Raw genomic sequence first — 16,551 nt, forward strand, 5'->3', positions numbered from 1 at the left:
ATTTTATGAGTATTGCTTCCTTTTCGATCAAACGCCCCATATTCATTTCCTCGTTAGTCATCATTATGGTGATTACGGGATTTATTTCCTTAAAACGAATCGGTGTCGACCTTTTCCCTGACATCAATATTCCCTTTGTCGTGGTTTCGACTGTCTATCCAGGTGCTGGGCCTGAGGAAATCGAAACCTCCATCTCCAAACCATTGGAAGAGGAACTCAGTTCTATCTCTGGTCTCAAACGAATCACCTCGAGAAACCAAGAGGGAATTTCGATGGTGTTTGCAGAATTTAACTTAACCACTGATATCAAATACGCGGAACAACAAGTTCGGGATAAAACCGCTCGAGTCAAACCTCTTTTCCCTGAATCTTCTAAAGAACCACTTGTCCAGAGGTTTGATCCCTCGGACCAACCGATCATGAGGATTTCTCTTTTTGCTGATTTACCAGAAGGTGAACTCTATGATTTGGCAAAAGAAAAAATCAAAACCAAACTAGAGCAGGTGAATAACGTTGGTGCGGTGAAAATCATCGGGGGTTCTCGTCGGGAAATTCACATTGAATTAGATCGTAACAAAATCAATTCCTATCAAGTCCCAGCCATCGCCATTGGAAACCAGATCAAAAACTCAGGTGTAAACATTCCGGCAGGAAAGGTGGAAGGTGGTGATAAAGAAACTTCCTTTCGGACCGTTGCTAAGTATGAATCCTTATCTCAAATTGAAAACACGGTAGTTTCCTTCGGTGGAGAGTTTGGGCGAGGAGTTTTAGTCAAAGACCTTGGCCAAGTGAAGGACACTCTCCAAGACCGCCAAACATTGGGTATGTTATATGCCCCGATTAGTGCAGAAGAACACGAAGAACCTTCCATCATTGGGAAGTTATTATTCAAATATGAACCACCCAAAAAAGAAAGAATCCAGAAAACTGCTCTCTTTTTGGATGTGTACAAACAGTCAGGTGCCAACACCGTAGAAGTGGCCGATGGAATCCTCGGAAAAATTGATACCATCAACGCACAAATCAAAGATTTAAAAGGAGCACCTAAGGTCATTCTGATTCGGGACGGATCCAAATGGATTCGGGCTAATATTGAAGATGTGACCATCGCCATCATCCTTGGGATCTTACTTGCTGTTATTGTTGTTTATCTTTTCCTTGGGAACGTTCGTTCCACCTTAATTACCGGAATGGCACTCCCCAACTCTATGTTAGGTGCCTTTATCATTATGTATGCAATGGGTTTTACCATGAACGTAATGACCCTTCTTGCCCTCTCTCTTGCCGTGGGACTTCTTGTGGATGACGCTATTGTGGTTCGGGAAAATATTTTCCGCAAACTAGAAGAAGGTGAATCGGTGATTGTTGCGGCAAGGAAAGGAACGGAAGAGGTAACCCTTGCCGTCATTGGAACTTCCTTAACGGTGATTGCAGTATTTTTACCCATTGGATTTTTATCTGGAATTGTAGGTCAGTTTTTCAAACAGTTTGGACTCACCGTTGTTTTTGCGATGATCATCTCGTTATTTGATGGTTTGACCGTAGCACCAATGTTATCTGCTTATTTTGCAGGGAAAACGGATATCCATAAAAAGAAAAATTTTGTCCTTCGTAACTTTGATAAGTTCCAAGATTTTCTGGACAAAATGTACGGAATCATTATGAAATTTGCCCTAAAAAAACCTTGGGCTGTGATTTTGTTAACCTTCCTTACATTGATTACTAGTATTTTTTCACTCGCCTTTGTGAAAAAGACCTTCTTACCTGCAAACGACCAAGGTGAGTTTATGGTCAATGTGGAGATGGCTCCAGGAACTTCTTTACAAGGGACAGCGGAAGTGGTGAAAGAAATTCAAAATGCCATCATTAAAACGGTTCCTGAGTTGGAACTTTTGGCAACGGTTGTGGGAAATAGTGATGGTGAATCCAATATTGCAACCATTGGTGTGGCACTCCTTCCTTCCGAATACCGCAAACGCACTACAGGTGATGTCAAAGACCAAATCCGCGAATACCTAAAACAATACCCACAAGCAAGACCGAAAGTGAACGACTATTCGGCGATAGGTGGTGGAGTTCAATATCCATTCAACTTAAACTTAAAGGGTGAAAACTTAAAAGACTTAGAAGCATATTCTTTCAAAGTTATGGAAGAATTACGAAAAATCCCAGATCTTACAGATGTGGACACAACTTACAGAACAGGGAAACCTGAATTCCAAGTTGTACCAAACCGATCCAAAATGCAAACCGTTGGGGTTGTGGCCGGGGTCATGGGAGCCGAACTTCGTTACCATATCGAAGGTGGGGAAGTGGCCAAGTATTTGGAAAATGGAATTGAATATGATGTAAGACTTCGTTTGAAAGAAGACCAAAGAAACTTACGTAAGTCTTTCTATGAAACAAGAGTTCCCAATATCCAAAACCGACTCATTCCTCTGAATGCCATAGCGGATGGAAAAGAAAGTAGTTCCCCTGCACGGATCATTCGGGAAGACAGGTCTCGGGTCGTTCCTATCAATGCAAACTTGGCACCAGGTGGAGCGATTGCCTCGGCTTCGGAAGCAGCCACAAAGATTCTAAAAGAAAAACTTCCACCGCCTCCAGGAATTACGTATACCTTTGTAGGACAATCGGAAGACTTTAAGGAACTTTTACAAAACATTGTCCTTGCATTCGGGATGGCTCTCATCTTCATCTATTTGGTGTTAGCTTCTCTTTATGAGTCTTTTATCACACCGATCACAATCCTTTTTGCCATCCCTCCAGCCATTTCGGGAGCTTTCTTTGCTCTCGCTCTAACCGGTGAGATGTTAAATTTATTCAGTATGATTGGACTCATCCTCCTTATGGGACTTGTGGCCAAAAACTCCATCCTTCTTGTGGACCATGCAATGCTTGCGATGAAAGAACATGGGATGACTCGGGACGAAGCGATCTTCGATGCAGGATCAAAACGACTACGTCCGATCCTTATGACTTCCCTTGCGATGATTGCAGGAACTTTGCCAATTGCTTTGGGGATCGGAGAAGCATCCAAATCAAGAACTGCTATGGGGATTGCGATCATTGGTGGTCTTGTTTTATCTACACTCATCACTCTCATTGTGGTGCCTGCCGTGTTTGGGTACATTGACCGTATTCGCGAAAAAATTGAAGGTGCTTTCCGCCCTGATTATGAAATTCGCCCTGAGGATTTAGAGGACTAAACCTTGATCCTAGGAAATTCTCAGGCATAAATTTAAACTTGCCCAAACTTTGAATTCGGCGTTCTCTTGCTATCATGTCCAGCGAACGCCGAATCTACAAACGAATCTCCGAAAAAGTCCATCTCACCTACCGAGTGATCCAATCGGGAGCCGGTTCTTCTCAGTTTTTACCAAAAGACAAAGGAGAAGGGGATTCCCAAGACATTTCCGAAGGGGGACTGTTGTTTCGCACCAAAGAACCAATGCCACTTGGAACTCGATTGGAATTAGAATTAAGATTCCCTGATGTGAAATACGTTTTGTATCCTAAGGCAAAGGTTGTACGATTGGAAGAATTTGGCGAAGGGGCCTTTTATGAAGTAGGTCTTGAATTCAACCAAATGTTTGATGATGATCAAAAATTATTATTAGAACATATTGCTCGATTAGCAGTTTAATCTGATTTCCTCTTACCACCTCCACCAATTGATTTGTAGGTAACAAACCAATGTTGCAAAGGTTGTTTGTCCTTTTTCGTGGGATTCCCCTCGAACCGATTTCTCTACTCGCCGTATATTCCGAGATTATCAGCAAATTGTATTTTCTTGGATTCGCTTATTGTTTGGCGTATCTCCAAAGTGTGTATTTGGAATGGAATGCGTTAGACCAAACCAATTGTATTTTATCAGCCATCCAACTTGTATTTAGTATTCTCTTGGTATTGACCTCCTTTTTTTATAGAAGGTTTTTTGGTTTTGCTCCCGTCATTGTCCGTTTGACTTTTTTTCTTTTGGTGTTGGTAGAAATTGAAACTGGATTTCATGATCCTACCATTCCTTATTTTGATCCAAGGAATTGGCTTACCATCACCGCCTTACTTGCCACTTCCTCTTTCTTTTATCCAGGCCTTGTTTGGCAGTACATTTTAGAATGGTCTATCGTACTTTTGCTTTATATCATTCGGGTGTACTTTGCCAACCAAACTGTCATTCCGATGGAAACCTGGCGGGAGATGTCCACCATTTTCCCTTTGTTCCTTGTTGCCTTTTTTTTAAACCACTGGTGGTTTCGCACTCGTTACATTGCCGCTTATCGTGGGATGTTATTGGAAGAAAAACGGAGAACATTTTTCCAAGACATCCATGATAGTTTAGGTTCGCAATTAACGGATTTAGTTTTACTCACTCAAAAAATCGAAAAAAAACCGACTGAGATCACAGAGATTCAATTACAAAAATTAAGGCAACTTTCAGAGTCAGCACTTCAATCCTTACGTACGCAAGTCCAAGAAGAAGACCAAAGAGATTTGATCCAAGAATCTTTGTTAGACGGATTGAAACTTTTAGTCAAAAAACGATACAAACTTGTTGGTCGTACGATAAACCTAAAATGGGATTCCATAGGAGATGAGACAATGATCAAAATTCCCGATCCCGAGGTAGCCCATCATATCCTTCAATTCTTCAAAGAAGTGACAACCAATGATTTACGACATGGAAACGGGACTTCTGAATGGAAGATTAATAGAACACCAGATCATATGGTATTCCAATTTGTCACAGAACTAGAAAAATCGAACGGAAATGAAAAGGGTTTGGATATTTATCCTAACAAACAAGAATGGAATGAATCAGGAATTGGCGAACGAGGCCTCCACCAAAGAATCAAATCTTTAAATGGTGACCTTACCATAATAGAATCTCCATACCAGATTCATATGAAACTTCCTATGAGTTTATTTCATATATGAAATCTATTTCCATCGGTATCATCGAAGACAATGTAGATTTTTTACAATCGTTATGCGGTGTCTTAAAACAAAATTCTCATCTAAATTTGGTTACTTGGAATTCAGCTGAAGATTTTTGGACGAATGGACAATCTAGGGAATGGGATTTGCTCATTTTGGACATTGGACTACCTGGTATGAGTGGAATTGATGTACTCAAAACTTACCATACAGTGGAATCGAGAAAAAGCCTTGTGATTTCCGCCTTACAAACGGATGACGCTATCTTTTCAGCACTTCGGAATGGAGCTTCTGGGTATATTTGGAAATCAGAGTTGGACTCTCTTCCAGAGACCATTCAAACCATTTTGGAAGGGGGAAGTGTGATTTCGCCTTCGATTGCCGCAAAAGTATTGTTAAGTTTTCGAAAACCTCAGACTTTTTCCGATCCTTCTGGGGTTGGCGTTGAAGTTCTCACTCCGAGAGAAAGACAAATTTTGGAACTGATTGTAGAAGGGGACAACCCAAACCAGATTGCTTCTTTATTTGGAACAACTGTTGGAACTGTCCGCCAACAAATCAAAGCCATCTACAAAAAACTTCAGGTGAATACTCGGGTGCAAATGCTAAAAAAAGCTCGCCAATTTGGAATTTTTTAAAGGGATATAAAATTCTAATTTATACCATCTGGTAAATGGACACCGACTGAAAACTTGGTTATACTATCTCATCAACTTACCAGAATACAAACAAATGCGACTAGAATCGATTCATTGGATCTCTGCTCTCCTCATCAAACTAAGGCTAGTTTTATGGTTTGGAGTGTACTTAGCGCTTGTATTTCTGATGAATTGGGTTTTATAAAGGGAAATCCAAAAAACAAAAACACCCGTTCGGGAAGGTTCCTTTCTTTCCTTTTTATACCATTTGGTAGATAGACAGCGACTCTCGTCTCTGTTAGCATTATCTGAAGAATCCCAGTCTGTCCTACCCTGGCTGGCGAATAGCGTAGAATTTCCATTTAACATTCCATTGCTTGGTGCAAGTGCCATCGTGTTCGAGACCACGGTGGTATTTTTTTTTCAGTCCATCAAACGTTTGATTTCTTTTAAGAGTGTGGATTGGCCCGACATCAGCTTTGTTTCCGATTCTAGGATGGCCTCTTTTTTTCCTGGGCGCATAAAAAACTGTTCTAAAACCGCTTCTCTTAGAGTTTCTTCAAACCACATCCGGGTTTGGTTTTCTCTATTCTTCACATAATACCCGTTTGATTTTGTAGTCGAAATATAATCTAAAACCAACTTCCAGATTTCTTCGATTCCCTTTCCTCCGATCCCACTACAAGTGGTGGCCCTTGGTGTCCATTTGGATTCGGGAGCCGGGAAAAGGTGGAGGGCCGATTCATATTCGACCCGGGCCCGCATGGCAAAGGGTTCATTGGGCCCGTCCGCTTTATTGATAGCAATGAGGTCAGCCATTTCCATAATTCCCCGTTTGATCCCTTGGAGTTCGTCTCCGGCACCGGCAAGCATGAGTAATAAAAAGAAATCCACCATGGAATGGACTTGGGTTTCGGATTGTCCTACTCCCACAGTTTCGATAATGATGGTGTCAAACCCTGCTGCCTCACAAAGATACATGGACTCTCTTGTTTTTCTAGCAACTCCTCCCAAAGAACCACTGCTAGGTGAGGGCCGGATAAAGGCATTTTCTGATTTGGAAAGAATTTCCATCCTTGTTTTATCACCAAGGATGGAACCTTTGGTACGTTGGCTACTGGGATCAATGGCAAGGACCGCAAGTTTATGGTTTTGTTCCAGGAGATAACTTCCAAAACTTTCAATAAAGGTAGACTTCCCAACGCCGGGAACACCTGTGATTCCCATCCGGATGGAATTTCCCACTTTTGGCATCACAAGCTCTAAGATGGCTTGGGCTTTGTCGTTATGTGCTTCTAAATTACTTTCTACAAGAGTGATGGCTTTGGAAAGATGGGTGCGGTTCCCAGAAAGAATTCCTGTCGCTAGTTCCTCTACGGAGATTTCTTTGCGGTTAAGAGTTTTTCTTTGGTCACGGATGTAAGGAGAAATGGCTGGGGCATCGGCGACACCGGGGTTGACAGAAAGTGCCGATTTGGGATTCGCAATATCGGAATCCTGATTCTTTTTGCCAATGTCCTCGTTTGGTGTTTCCATATTAGTTGATTCTTTGTGAAAGATCCTAAAAGACACCAATCTGCTGAAGGGTTTTTTCAGCAAATCGGTGTTTGGTGGGATAAGCCCCTTGTCTAATTTTGAACTTAGGCGGCTCTTCTTTCGCCAAGGAGTATGTTCAGAATTTGTTTGGCAGCTTCTGAGATCACAGTTCCCGGTCCAAAAATAGCAGTTGCTCCTGATTTGTAGAGGAAGTCGTAATCTTGTGCAGGGATCACCCCACCCACAACCACGAGTACATCTTCTGCACCCAGTTTTTTTAATTCCTCAATCACTTGTGGAACAAGGGTTTTGTGACCAGCAGCAAGAGAGGACACACCCAAGATATGACAGTCATTTTCTACTACTTGTTTGGCGACTTCAGCCGGTGTTTGGAACAAAGGCCCGATATCAACGTCAAAGCCCATATCAGCAAAACTGGTGGAGATCACCTTGGCGCCACGGTCATGTCCGTCTTGGCCCATTTTGGCCACCATGATTCTTGGGCGGCGTCCTTCTAGTTTTGCAAATTCATCGGCGAGGGACCTTGCTTCGATATACCCTTTGTCTTCGGAAATTTCAGAGGAATACACTCCAGAGATGGAACGAATCACAGCTTTGTACCTCCCAAATACTTTTTCCATTGCATAAGAAATTTCACCAAGAGAAGCTCTTTTTCTGGCAGCATCCACTGCAAGTTCGAGGAGATTTCCATTCCCTGTTTCTGCACATTTGGTGATAGCGTTTAACGCAGCTTCTACGGCTGTGTTATCTCGATCTTTTTTCATTTGTTCCAAACGTTTGATTTGGGCAATCCGAACGGCAGTATTGTCAATGTCTAAAATATCAAGAGGGGCTTCCTTATCCAAGCGGAACCGGTTCACACCCACGATCACATCTTTTCCAGAATCGATACGGGCTTGTTTTCTTGCAGATGCTTCTTCAATACGCATCTTAGGAATTCCAGTTTCAATCGCTTCCGCCATTCCACCTAACTTTTGTACTTCGGTAATCAGGGCCCAAGCTTTGTGGACTAAATCGTTTGTGAGTTTTTCTACATAGAAGGAACCACCCCAAGGGTCGATGACTCGGTGGATATTGGTTTCTTCTTGGAGATAAATTTGTGTATTTCGTGCAATCCTTGCCGAGAAGTCGGTAGGGAGGGCAATGGCTTCATCTAGTGCGTTTGTATGTAAGGATTGTGTGTGCCCAAGAGCTGCCGCCATCGCTTCGATACAAGTCCTTCCTACGTTGTTGAAAGGATCTTGTTCGGTGAGAGACCAACCCGATGTTTGGCAGTGTGTCCGTAGAGCCAAAGACTTAGTCGATTTGGGTTGGAACTGGTTCACAATCTTTGCCCAAAGAAGCCTTCCCGCACGCATCTTGGCAATCTCCATAAAATGGTTCATTCCAATTGCCCAGAAAAAAGAGAGGCGAGGAGCAAATTCATCTACAGAAAGTCCAGAAGCAATTCCTGTTTTGATGTACTCCCATCCATCGGCGAGTGTGTAGGCAAGTTCCAAGTCCGCAGTGGCACCTGCTTCTTGCATATGGTAACCCGAAATGGATATCGAATTAAACTTAGGCATGTACTTGGAAGTATAACCAAAGATATCGGCAATGATTTTCATGGAATGTTTCGGTGGGTAAATGTAAGTGTTACGCACCATAAACTCTTTCAAAATATCATTTTGGATGGTACCGGAGAGTTTGTCTTTGGATACACCCTGTTCTTCTGCCGCCACAATGTAGAAGGCAAGAACTGGGATCACGGCACCATTCATAGTCATGGAAACAGACATTTGGTCGAGAGGGATTTGATCGAAGAGGATCTTCATATCCAAAACCGAATCGATGGCCACACCGGCTTTTCCCACATCTCCCACCACACGGTCATGATCAGAGTCGTAACCACGGTGAGTGGCAAGGTCAAAGGCAACGGAAAGTCCCTTTTGTCCAGCAGCTAAGTTTCTTCGGTAAAAGGCATTGGATTCTTCGGCTGTGGAGAATCCGGCATATTGGCGGATGGTCCAGGGTTTATTCACATACATGGTGGAATAGGGACCCCGTAAGTAAGGTGGGATTCCCGCCGCGTAGTTTAGGTGTTCCATTCCCTCCAAATCAGTCTTCGCATAACGAGATTGGATGGAGATCCCTTCTGCCGTTTGCCAAAGCGAAATGGATTTGGAATCCGGCTGAGGAGAACTGAAAGAAAGAGGGATTTTTGAAAAATTAGGTTTGTTCATTTTATTTCCCGATCCATTTGGTTTGGGCTTTTTCCATAAATTCCACGATGTTTCGTTTCATATGGATGAAGTCGTCGATTCCGAGTGATTCTGCTTGGGTGATGAGATCTTTTGGGTATCCTGCCAGAAGTTTCCAAGAATTGGTGAGTTGGGATTTCATCTCCGCGGCAAATTCAGGAAGGTAGGTCGCATATTCTTCGTCAGACGAACAAAGGACAACGATTTCGCATCCCTCTTCTTTTGCCTTTGTGACCCCTTCTTTTACAGAAGAAAATCCTAAGTTGTCTATGATTTCATATCCAAGGCAACCGAGGAAATTGGAGCTAAAACCAGCACGAGCTTTTCGCATGGTCAGATCCCCAATCGTAAGTAAAAATACTTTGGGAAGTTTTTTGCCAGAAGCCACATGATTATCTGTGAGATTTCTCCACTTATCAAATTCATAGGAAAGACGAACCGGCAAAAGACGCAAGTAACTGGTTTGTCCTTTGGTATTGATATTTTCTTTCGTAACTTCTAAAGAACTTTTTAATTCTGGATGTCTTTCTGAGGCGAGGGGATACTGGTTGGTTCCCAGTAAAATTTCTTTTTTGTTGGCAAGGGCATTTCTTTTTTGATTGGCTCTTGTAGAAATTTCCTTTTGGATGGTTCCTTTTTTGAGTGCTTCTCCAAACCCACCATCTTTCTCCAAATCCTGGAATTTGGCCCAAGCCGATTCAGATAGTTTTTTTGTAAGCACTTCTAAGTAATAAGAACCTGCTGCAGGGTCTTCTACCTTGTCGAGGAAGGATTCATAACGAAGTAGAAGTTGTGAATTCCTTGCAATTCTTTTGCCTAACTCTTGTTGTGCGGAGTATTCGGAATCAAATGGTAATACAGTAACAAAGTCTGCCCCACCCATTACCGCCGACATGGCAGTAGTGGTTCCACGTAACATATTGACATAAGGATCATATGCCGTGAATTGAAAATTGGAGGTTCTTGCGACAATCAGTGCAGGAAGGGATTCCCCAAGTCCGACTTGGTAAGCATTTAAGATTTCTGTCCAAAGGATGCGGAATGCACGGAATTTTGCGATTTCTGTGAAATAATCAGAACCAATTCCCATCCAAAACCAAACATTGGCTGCCGCATCTTCAATTTTCACACCTGCATCAAGATGACGGTTTAAATAATCCACACCCCAAGAGAGAGAATAAGCTAATTCTTGGCCAATGGATGCACCTGCATCTCTCAAATAATAACTATGAATTCCCACTCCGGAAAACCCTTTGGTTCCCGCAAGCGAAGCGAATGTTTTACCTATTGAGTTTTCTTCGGTTCCTAGTTCTCCGTTTTTTAATGCGGATCCATATGGGTCAAAGTCACTGAATACAGTGTTATGCGAAGAAGTAAATTTCTTTAATGAGTCGGAGAAGGTTGGTGTTTTTTCTTCTAGAGATACAACCAAGGGAAGATTCCCAGTAAGGCCAACCAATCGTTCTAGGTCATTAGAAGATCCAATCTTTAAGCCAGGCAATTTCCCATTCTCCCCTTGGGAGATAAGAATCACGGCATCGGCTCCTTTTTTGGAAAGATCAGTCAGTTCGGATTCGGAGGTTATGGTTTCTGTGACATTCCAACCATTGGTTCGTTTGTATACTCGAGGGAGGTCTGAGATATCTTCTTTGCGATAAAAGGGTTCGATTTTGAAACCTTCTTCTGTTTCCCAAGTGACCTTGTCCCAAGGGTTACCTTTTAAATCTTTTAGGATTTGGTTTTTCCAATCCTCAGTAGAAACTTCAGGGAAGTCTGAAAATAGAAATTCGTTCAATTTATTCCTCTACGATTTGGTAATCTTCCATATAACCTGGGAAGTCGCCTAACCCACGTGTGAAGGTGAATTTTGCCGGATAAACAACAAGACGTTTACCTGACTGTAAAAAAGTTCCAGATAGTAGTGTGAAAGGGGAGGCAACAATAAAGGCCGCAGTCCCAAGCACCGTACCGGCAAGACCCATAGGTCGCGCTACAATCAAATCGATCAACATTTCGCCACCAGAAGGAACTTCTCTAGCAGATAAAGTCTGGGTCCAAAGGAGACAGATTAAGAAAAGGATGGACAAGGGTCGTGTTTGTTTCATAGGCTGATCACTCGGGCTTTCATCTGATGAAATCTCGAGAATGATCTCCCTGTAAAGTAAGAAATATGGCTAAAGAAATTGTTTTGTTTGTTCTCTATTCTATTGTGCATCTGCTTGCGATCGCTACGATCACAAAACAGGATGTTTTTTATCTCCCTTCGAAAATCATTCCCATCCTGATTCTCATTGTAGCACTCTTCCGTTACTTCCCTAGTTTGGGGAAACGTGGGAAATTGGTGGCTGTAGGACTTGTGTTTTCTCTTTTTGGAGATAGTTTCCTTGCTCTTCCCAAAGAAGGTTTTTTTGTATTTGGCCTTGGTTCCTTTCTCATCGCTCAGTTGATTTATTCCTATGCCTTCACTTTGGATTCGAAAATCAAACCTATCCTAGCCATTCCCTTTTTACTATTTGGTTCCTCCTTCTTTCTTGTTCTTGTGCCAAAACTAGGTGCTCTTCTCATTCCAGTAGGGGTTTATATTTCAGCGATTTGTCTTATGGGATGGCGAGCAGCTGCTAGGAATTCAGTTTCCAAACCATTTTATTTAGGCCTTTTGGGTGCCTTGGTTTTTATCCTTTCTGACTCCATCATTGCCTATTCGATGTTTCTAAAACCAGAAATGGACAGATTCACTGCATCAATGGGAATTATGGTAACGTATTATATCGCTCAGGTCCTCATCTACTCAGCCACAAAGGCGGAAGAGTTGGATGTACAATCAGTGAAAAATACTTGATTCACTTGAAACACGAGAGTATCGTATCTATGGTTTTGAATAACCAGGGAATGGGATTATGAAATCACTAAAAAAAACATCCTTTATTGAAGCAGTTGCAGCTGCGATTGAACATGAGGTTCAATGTTTCAATTTTTATCTAAAACTTTCAGAAAGTTTACCAGAAGGTCAAATTAGAGAATTGTTCAGCCAACTTGCGTTAGATGGTGATGAACATATTAAATTCATCAAAGAAATCTATAAAAGTGCGGAAGGGAAAGAACTTCCCAACTTAAAACAACTTTCTGAAATTGAGAAGTTTCATTCCTCCACCATCCAGAAGGTAATGGACAGGCTTGATCGAAACAAAAACGAAGAAGTCAAAGCAGACGAAAGAAAAGCGATCGAACTTGCCATTAGAGAAGGGGAAGATGCGCGTAATTTTTACGCTACCATTCGGAACAAATTCCAAGATCCAAAAATCAATCTGTTATTTCAAAAATTAGCAAATTTTAATGAATCCAACAATTCATTGTTAGAAGCCCAAGCAATGGCTATGGAACAGTCGACACCTGCTGACCAAGTTTTCTATTGGGAAGATGAGGAACTGATGGAGCAGGTGAATCGTTCTGCAAAAGCTGCTTCTAAACCAAAAGTCTCGAAACCATCACCAAAACCACAAACCGCAAAAACAAAACCATCTGCTAAAAAAACTTCTAAACCAGCTGCAAAACCAGCAAACAAGAAGTCGGTGAAAAAAGCCGCTAAAAAGGCAGTGAAAAAAGTTGTAAAGAAAGCGGTGACAAAATCAAAACCTGCAAAAAAGAAAGGTAAGAAAAAATAGTGAAATACCAAGTTACCCATTCATTTCCCGTTCCCCTTGAAAAACTTCTTCATGCGAGAGAGGAAAGATACAAACATTTGGATCAGTTTCCTGATTTGAAAAATGTAACTCTACTAGAAGAAACGAAAGAGGGGAATATCATTCGTCAAAAACGAAAGGTAAGTTTGGAAGGATCTATGCCTGCCGTACTTTCGGCAGCCCTCAATGACCTTTCGCTTTTAGAAGAATCCACTTTTGACATTACAACCAACACTCACGAGTTCAAAATTGCGCCTCCAGGGAAAGACAATGTGTTCGTGATCAAAGGGAAAAGTAAATACGAAGCGGATGGGGCGGAGTCCAAACGTTCGTATGATGTGGATGTGGTTTCCAGTCTTCTATTTGTCTCTCCGATTGTGGAAAAAGCAATTGAAGAAATTCACAAACATAGTTTAGAAAAAGACAGAAAATCCATCGCCAAATTTTTGGGGGTTGAATCCTAAGTAGAAGTGAAGTCTTCTTCTCCTACCTTTTTACGATCTGTTTTAGAACTCAATTTGACGATCCTCATTATGGGGAACGTCACTTTGTTTGCCAAACTCCTTCCATTCCCTGCAGTCACGATCATCTCCGGTAGAGCCCTTTTTTCTGTTCTTATCCTTGGTTTGTTTTTTTGGCTTCGTGGTAAGTCCGTCTCTTACCGGAGTTTTAAGGACTTTTTATCGGTTTTTGGAATCGGAATTCTTTTTGCACTGCATTGGGTGACCTATTTTCATTCCATCCAGGTTTCCACTGTGGCTGTGGGGATGTTGTCACTTTTCACCTATCCCGTGTTTTCTGCTATTTTAGAACCATTGTTTGGTGGAAAACGCCCCGACCCCTTTGCCTTCTTCATCGCTTGTTTCTCTTTTTTTGGACTTTTTTTAATTGTACCTGATCTATCTTGGGACAACCAAATGTTCCAAGGAGTTGTTTGGGGAGTGGTTTCGGCAGTCCTTTATGCCATTCGCAATTTGCTCACAAAAGAAATGCATGTGCACTATCCAAGTTCCCAGATTCTTTTTACCCAACTGATTGCCACAAGCCTTGTCCTGCTTCCTTTTGCTGATGGTCTTTTTGTGATGCTCGCGGAACCCAAATACCTTGTATTCCAAGTGGTTCTTGCAGGAGTCTTCACTTCCCTGGCTCATACCATTTGGATTCGTAGTTTGTCCAATTTGTCTGTCACAACCGCAGGGACTTTGTCTACGCTAAGCCCCATTTACGGAAGTTTGGCGGCCTGGTATTTTTTAGGGGAGGTCCCTCCCAATAGGCTTTGGTTAGGTGGTGGTGTGATTCTTTTTTGTGCGATTTTAGAAGTGTTTCGAAAACAAGCGGAGAGTGGGAAAAAAGAAGAGGAGAAATTGATTTAAGAATTCTCCTCCTTTCCTAGATGTTTAAACTTATATTTTTGGACTGTATTTTTCCAATAACTCTTCCAAAATTTGGGGAGGTGTTTCAAAAAAAGGATGGTCTCGAAATATTTCTTGGTATTCAAGTCTTTTGAAATCTTCGTATTCGCAATGTAGTTCTTTCACCTGTTCTTTTAGGCGGCGAACGAGTGGCATAGAAAAACGAGGATTCGTCGGATCGATCCAACCATTGTTTTGAAAACTTTTCATTTTTTTGGAACAACGACAGGGATTTTTTTCATTTATGAGTCCACATTTATCATCCATAAATGTATAGAGATCTTTTCTGGCTCGACTCAAACGTTTGCGAAAAGCTTCATTCGAAATATCTAATAATTCCGAACTTTCACGATCACTTAGTCCCATTAAGTCGGCAAGAATGAGTGCGGTCCGTTGTTCTCGGTCCAAACAAAGTAACATCCCCAAAGTGCAAGAAGCCTTTGCTTCTTCTATTAAAACTAAGTTTTCTGGACTAAATAGTTCGTTTGCCGGAATTTCTAAATTTGGCATTTTTTCTAATTCATTTGCATAATCAGAAAAACCAGTTGTTATTTCTTCTAAACGTCCTCTTTTCCCATTTAACGCGTGATTTACGGAAATCCGATAAGCCCACGTTTTAAAGCTGGCTCGTGTTGGATCGTATGCAGCAAGGTTCGTTGCAATTTTCAGTAGCACTTCTTGGGTATGATCTTCTGCTTCTTGTGGATTTAACAAAATACGACGAATGACATTATAAATCCAAGATTGGACTTTGGAAAGTAAAGATTCCAAAGCACGGCGGTCTCCCGTCCGTGCCCTTTCGATGAGGTTTAGTTCTTCTTCACTACTTGTTTTCATTAGAGTGATTGCCGTTCAAACATTTCAAAGACCAAAGTCTGTTTCATCAAGGCGAAAAATTCTTTTCCTGTTTCTGAGTTCTGAAGTGTCTCACCTGCCTTATGGCAATCTTCTACATTCTCCCAGTACAAAAGATCCAAAAGAATTCCTTCTCTGGTTTTGGACCGGAACGCTCGCCATGCCAAAAAACCCGGTTGGTTTTGCAAAAGTGGTAACATTTGTTTCCGCATCTGGTGATATTTTTCTGTATCCTCAGCTGCACATTCAATGATGGCGATTTCGATTGCCGTTGATTGTGGTAAACTTTCTAAGGTCAGTAAGTCTTGGCCTTGGTTTTTTAAACTTTCTAACATGATCTGTGTCTCCTTTGTGAGGGTTTCGACCTCTATAATGGATACACAAAAAAAGGAGAGTTGTGACAGAACTGGGGAAAAAAACTTCTAGAAGTTCCCTTGTGTAATTTCCTTCTCATGGATTAATAAATAACAAAACCTTTATCCTATCTGAACGATTTGTCATTGGAAAAAATCCTCCAAAGGGTATCAAAACCTAACAAAAATAGACTGAAATTTTCACATTTCTGTTTGACAAACCTCTAGTTTTCTAGTTTTTACTATCCTCTTGTAGAAATAATATATTTCTACAAGAGGAGAAAGTGTGAAAAAAATTAGTTTCATCTTGGCGTTGGCAGTATCTATTACCGTTTTTCATTGTAAGTCGGGTGATAAAACGACCCTTGAAGATTCAAGGACGATCTTAGAGGGAAATTGGATTTTAACAAATAATTGCGCAACAAACCCTAGCCCGAGTGCCACAGCTTGGCTTGTCATTAGCAACAACCGGGATATCAAGTCTTGTTACAAAAGTAATAGCTCTGTTGTGAAAGGGTTACTTATCAAACAAAGTGAAGGAAATTACAATATCGATTGGTCAGAAGGTCCTGCATCAACTGCACAATATCCGGTGGGTGGCCCTTTGAATTTATTTGGAATGACCACACAAGGATCTACTGTTTGTTATACTCGTGTTAAGAGTGCCAAACAAAACCCTCCGACATTTTGTAAGTAAAAAAGTTTTGTTACAAATGGAGTTTTGTTGTTAAGATGAAACTCCCCCGCGCCACCGATGGTAGCGGAAATCCTTTCGCAAAGCGAAAGATTGGAGCGGACAGCGGGATCGCCTAATGGACAGTATGTGAAAATTGATTTCCGTTGGCGAGGCGCCCGCAAAGTTTACCAAAACTTCAAAA

15 protein-coding genes are annotated in these 16,551 nt (G+C 41.6%); 9 read left to right on the forward strand and 6 right to left on the reverse strand.

Going from position 1 to position 16,551, the window contains the following annotated elements:
- The first annotated feature begins 5 nt into the window (after nucleotides 1-5).
- The 4 genes from EHQ47_RS01045 to EHQ47_RS01060 all read left to right on the forward strand — a co-directional run bounded on the left by EHQ47_RS01045 (nucleotide 6) and on the right by EHQ47_RS01060 (nucleotide 5,576).
- The gene (locus EHQ47_RS01045) at nucleotides 6-3,209 is read left to right on the forward strand and encodes an efflux RND transporter permease subunit (protein WP_135776372.1); all 3,204 of its coding nucleotides are present in this window, start codon (nucleotides 6-8) and stop codon (nucleotides 3,207-3,209) included.
- Nucleotides 3,210-3,283: 74 nt separating this feature from the next.
- Nucleotides 3,284-3,646, forward strand: a complete 363-nt coding sequence (locus tag EHQ47_RS01050; RefSeq protein ID WP_135749431.1) for a PilZ domain-containing protein — start codon at nucleotides 3,284-3,286, stop codon at nucleotides 3,644-3,646.
- A 50-nt stretch (nucleotides 3,647-3,696) separates the two neighbouring features.
- Nucleotides 3,697-4,938, forward strand: coding sequence for a sensor histidine kinase (locus EHQ47_RS01055; RefSeq protein WP_135749432.1), 1,242 nt, complete (start codon nucleotides 3,697-3,699; stop codon nucleotides 4,936-4,938).
- On the forward strand, nucleotides 4,935-5,576 hold the full coding sequence (locus EHQ47_RS01060) for a response regulator transcription factor (protein WP_135749433.1): 642 nt from the start codon (nucleotides 4,935-4,937) through the stop codon (nucleotides 5,574-5,576). Before EHQ47_RS01055 ends, EHQ47_RS01060 begins: the two co-directional genes overlap by 4 nt.
- Nucleotides 5,577-5,999: 423 nt before the next feature.
- Here the strand turns inward: EHQ47_RS01060 and meaB are convergent, their stop codons facing one another.
- From meaB to EHQ47_RS01080, 4 genes are all read right to left on the reverse strand, one after another.
- A complete protein-coding gene (gene meaB / locus EHQ47_RS01065) occupies nucleotides 6,000-7,112 on the reverse strand; it encodes a methylmalonyl Co-A mutase-associated GTPase MeaB (protein WP_135749434.1) in 1,113 nt (370 codons plus the stop codon).
- Nucleotides 7,113-7,216: 104 nt separating this feature from the next.
- Nucleotides 7,217-9,355: a methylmalonyl-CoA mutase gene (gene scpA, locus EHQ47_RS01070; protein WP_135749435.1), complete on the reverse strand. Its 2,139-nt coding sequence runs from the start codon at nucleotides 9,353-9,355 to the stop codon at nucleotides 7,217-7,219.
- A 1-nt stretch (nucleotide 9,356) separates the two neighbouring features.
- Nucleotides 9,357-11,168: a methylmalonyl-CoA mutase family protein gene (locus EHQ47_RS01075; protein WP_135776373.1), complete on the reverse strand. Its 1,812-nt coding sequence runs from the start codon at nucleotides 11,166-11,168 to the stop codon at nucleotides 9,357-9,359.
- 1 nt (nucleotide 11,169) lies between these two features.
- Nucleotides 11,170-11,478, reverse strand: a complete 309-nt coding sequence (locus tag EHQ47_RS01080; RefSeq protein WP_004788068.1) for a hypothetical protein — start codon at nucleotides 11,476-11,478, stop codon at nucleotides 11,170-11,172.
- A gap of 65 nt (nucleotides 11,479-11,543) precedes the next feature.
- Between EHQ47_RS01080 and EHQ47_RS01085 the strand changes: the two genes are divergently transcribed.
- From EHQ47_RS01085 to EHQ47_RS01100, 4 genes are all read left to right on the forward strand, one after another.
- Nucleotides 11,544-12,212 carry a lysoplasmalogenase gene (locus EHQ47_RS01085; protein WP_135749437.1) on the forward strand — a complete coding sequence of 223 codons (669 nt, stop codon included), beginning with the start codon at nucleotides 11,544-11,546 and terminating at the stop codon, nucleotides 12,210-12,212.
- A 58-nt stretch (nucleotides 12,213-12,270) separates the two neighbouring features.
- Nucleotides 12,271-13,035: a ferritin-like domain-containing protein gene (locus EHQ47_RS01090; protein ID WP_135776374.1), complete on the forward strand. Its 765-nt coding sequence runs from the start codon at nucleotides 12,271-12,273 to the stop codon at nucleotides 13,033-13,035.
- Nucleotides 13,035-13,517 carry a DUF2505 family protein gene (locus EHQ47_RS01095; RefSeq protein ID WP_135749439.1) on the forward strand — a complete coding sequence of 161 codons (483 nt, stop codon included), beginning with the start codon at nucleotides 13,035-13,037 and terminating at the stop codon, nucleotides 13,515-13,517. Before EHQ47_RS01090 ends, EHQ47_RS01095 begins: the two co-directional genes overlap by 1 nt.
- Nucleotides 13,518-13,586: 69 nt before the next feature.
- A complete protein-coding gene (locus EHQ47_RS01100) occupies nucleotides 13,587-14,426 on the forward strand; it encodes a DMT family transporter (RefSeq protein ID WP_135776390.1) in 840 nt (279 codons plus the stop codon).
- A gap of 30 nt (nucleotides 14,427-14,456) precedes the next feature.
- Here the strand turns inward: EHQ47_RS01100 and EHQ47_RS01105 are convergent, their stop codons facing one another.
- Together EHQ47_RS01105 and EHQ47_RS01110 are read right to left on the reverse strand one after the other, a co-directional pair.
- Nucleotides 14,457-15,302, reverse strand: coding sequence for an RNA polymerase sigma factor (locus tag EHQ47_RS01105; RefSeq protein ID WP_135776375.1), 846 nt, complete (start codon nucleotides 15,300-15,302; stop codon nucleotides 14,457-14,459).
- Nucleotides 15,302-15,655 (reverse strand): antibiotic biosynthesis monooxygenase family protein, encoded by a 354-nt coding sequence (locus EHQ47_RS01110; RefSeq protein WP_135749441.1) that lies wholly within the window; start codon nucleotides 15,653-15,655, stop codon nucleotides 15,302-15,304. Before EHQ47_RS01110 ends, EHQ47_RS01105 begins: the two co-directional genes overlap by 1 nt.
- Nucleotides 15,656-15,959: 304 nt before the next feature.
- Between EHQ47_RS01110 and EHQ47_RS01115 the strand changes: the two genes are divergently transcribed.
- Nucleotides 15,960-16,370: a hypothetical protein gene (locus EHQ47_RS01115; RefSeq protein ID WP_135749442.1), complete on the forward strand. Its 411-nt coding sequence runs from the start codon at nucleotides 15,960-15,962 to the stop codon at nucleotides 16,368-16,370.
- The last annotated feature ends 181 nt before the right edge of the window (nucleotides 16,371-16,551 follow it).

It is taken from the genome of Leptospira bourretii, from assembly GCF_004770145.1.
Lineage (GTDB): Bacteria > Spirochaetota > Leptospiria > Leptospirales > Leptospiraceae > Leptospira_A > Leptospira_A bourretii.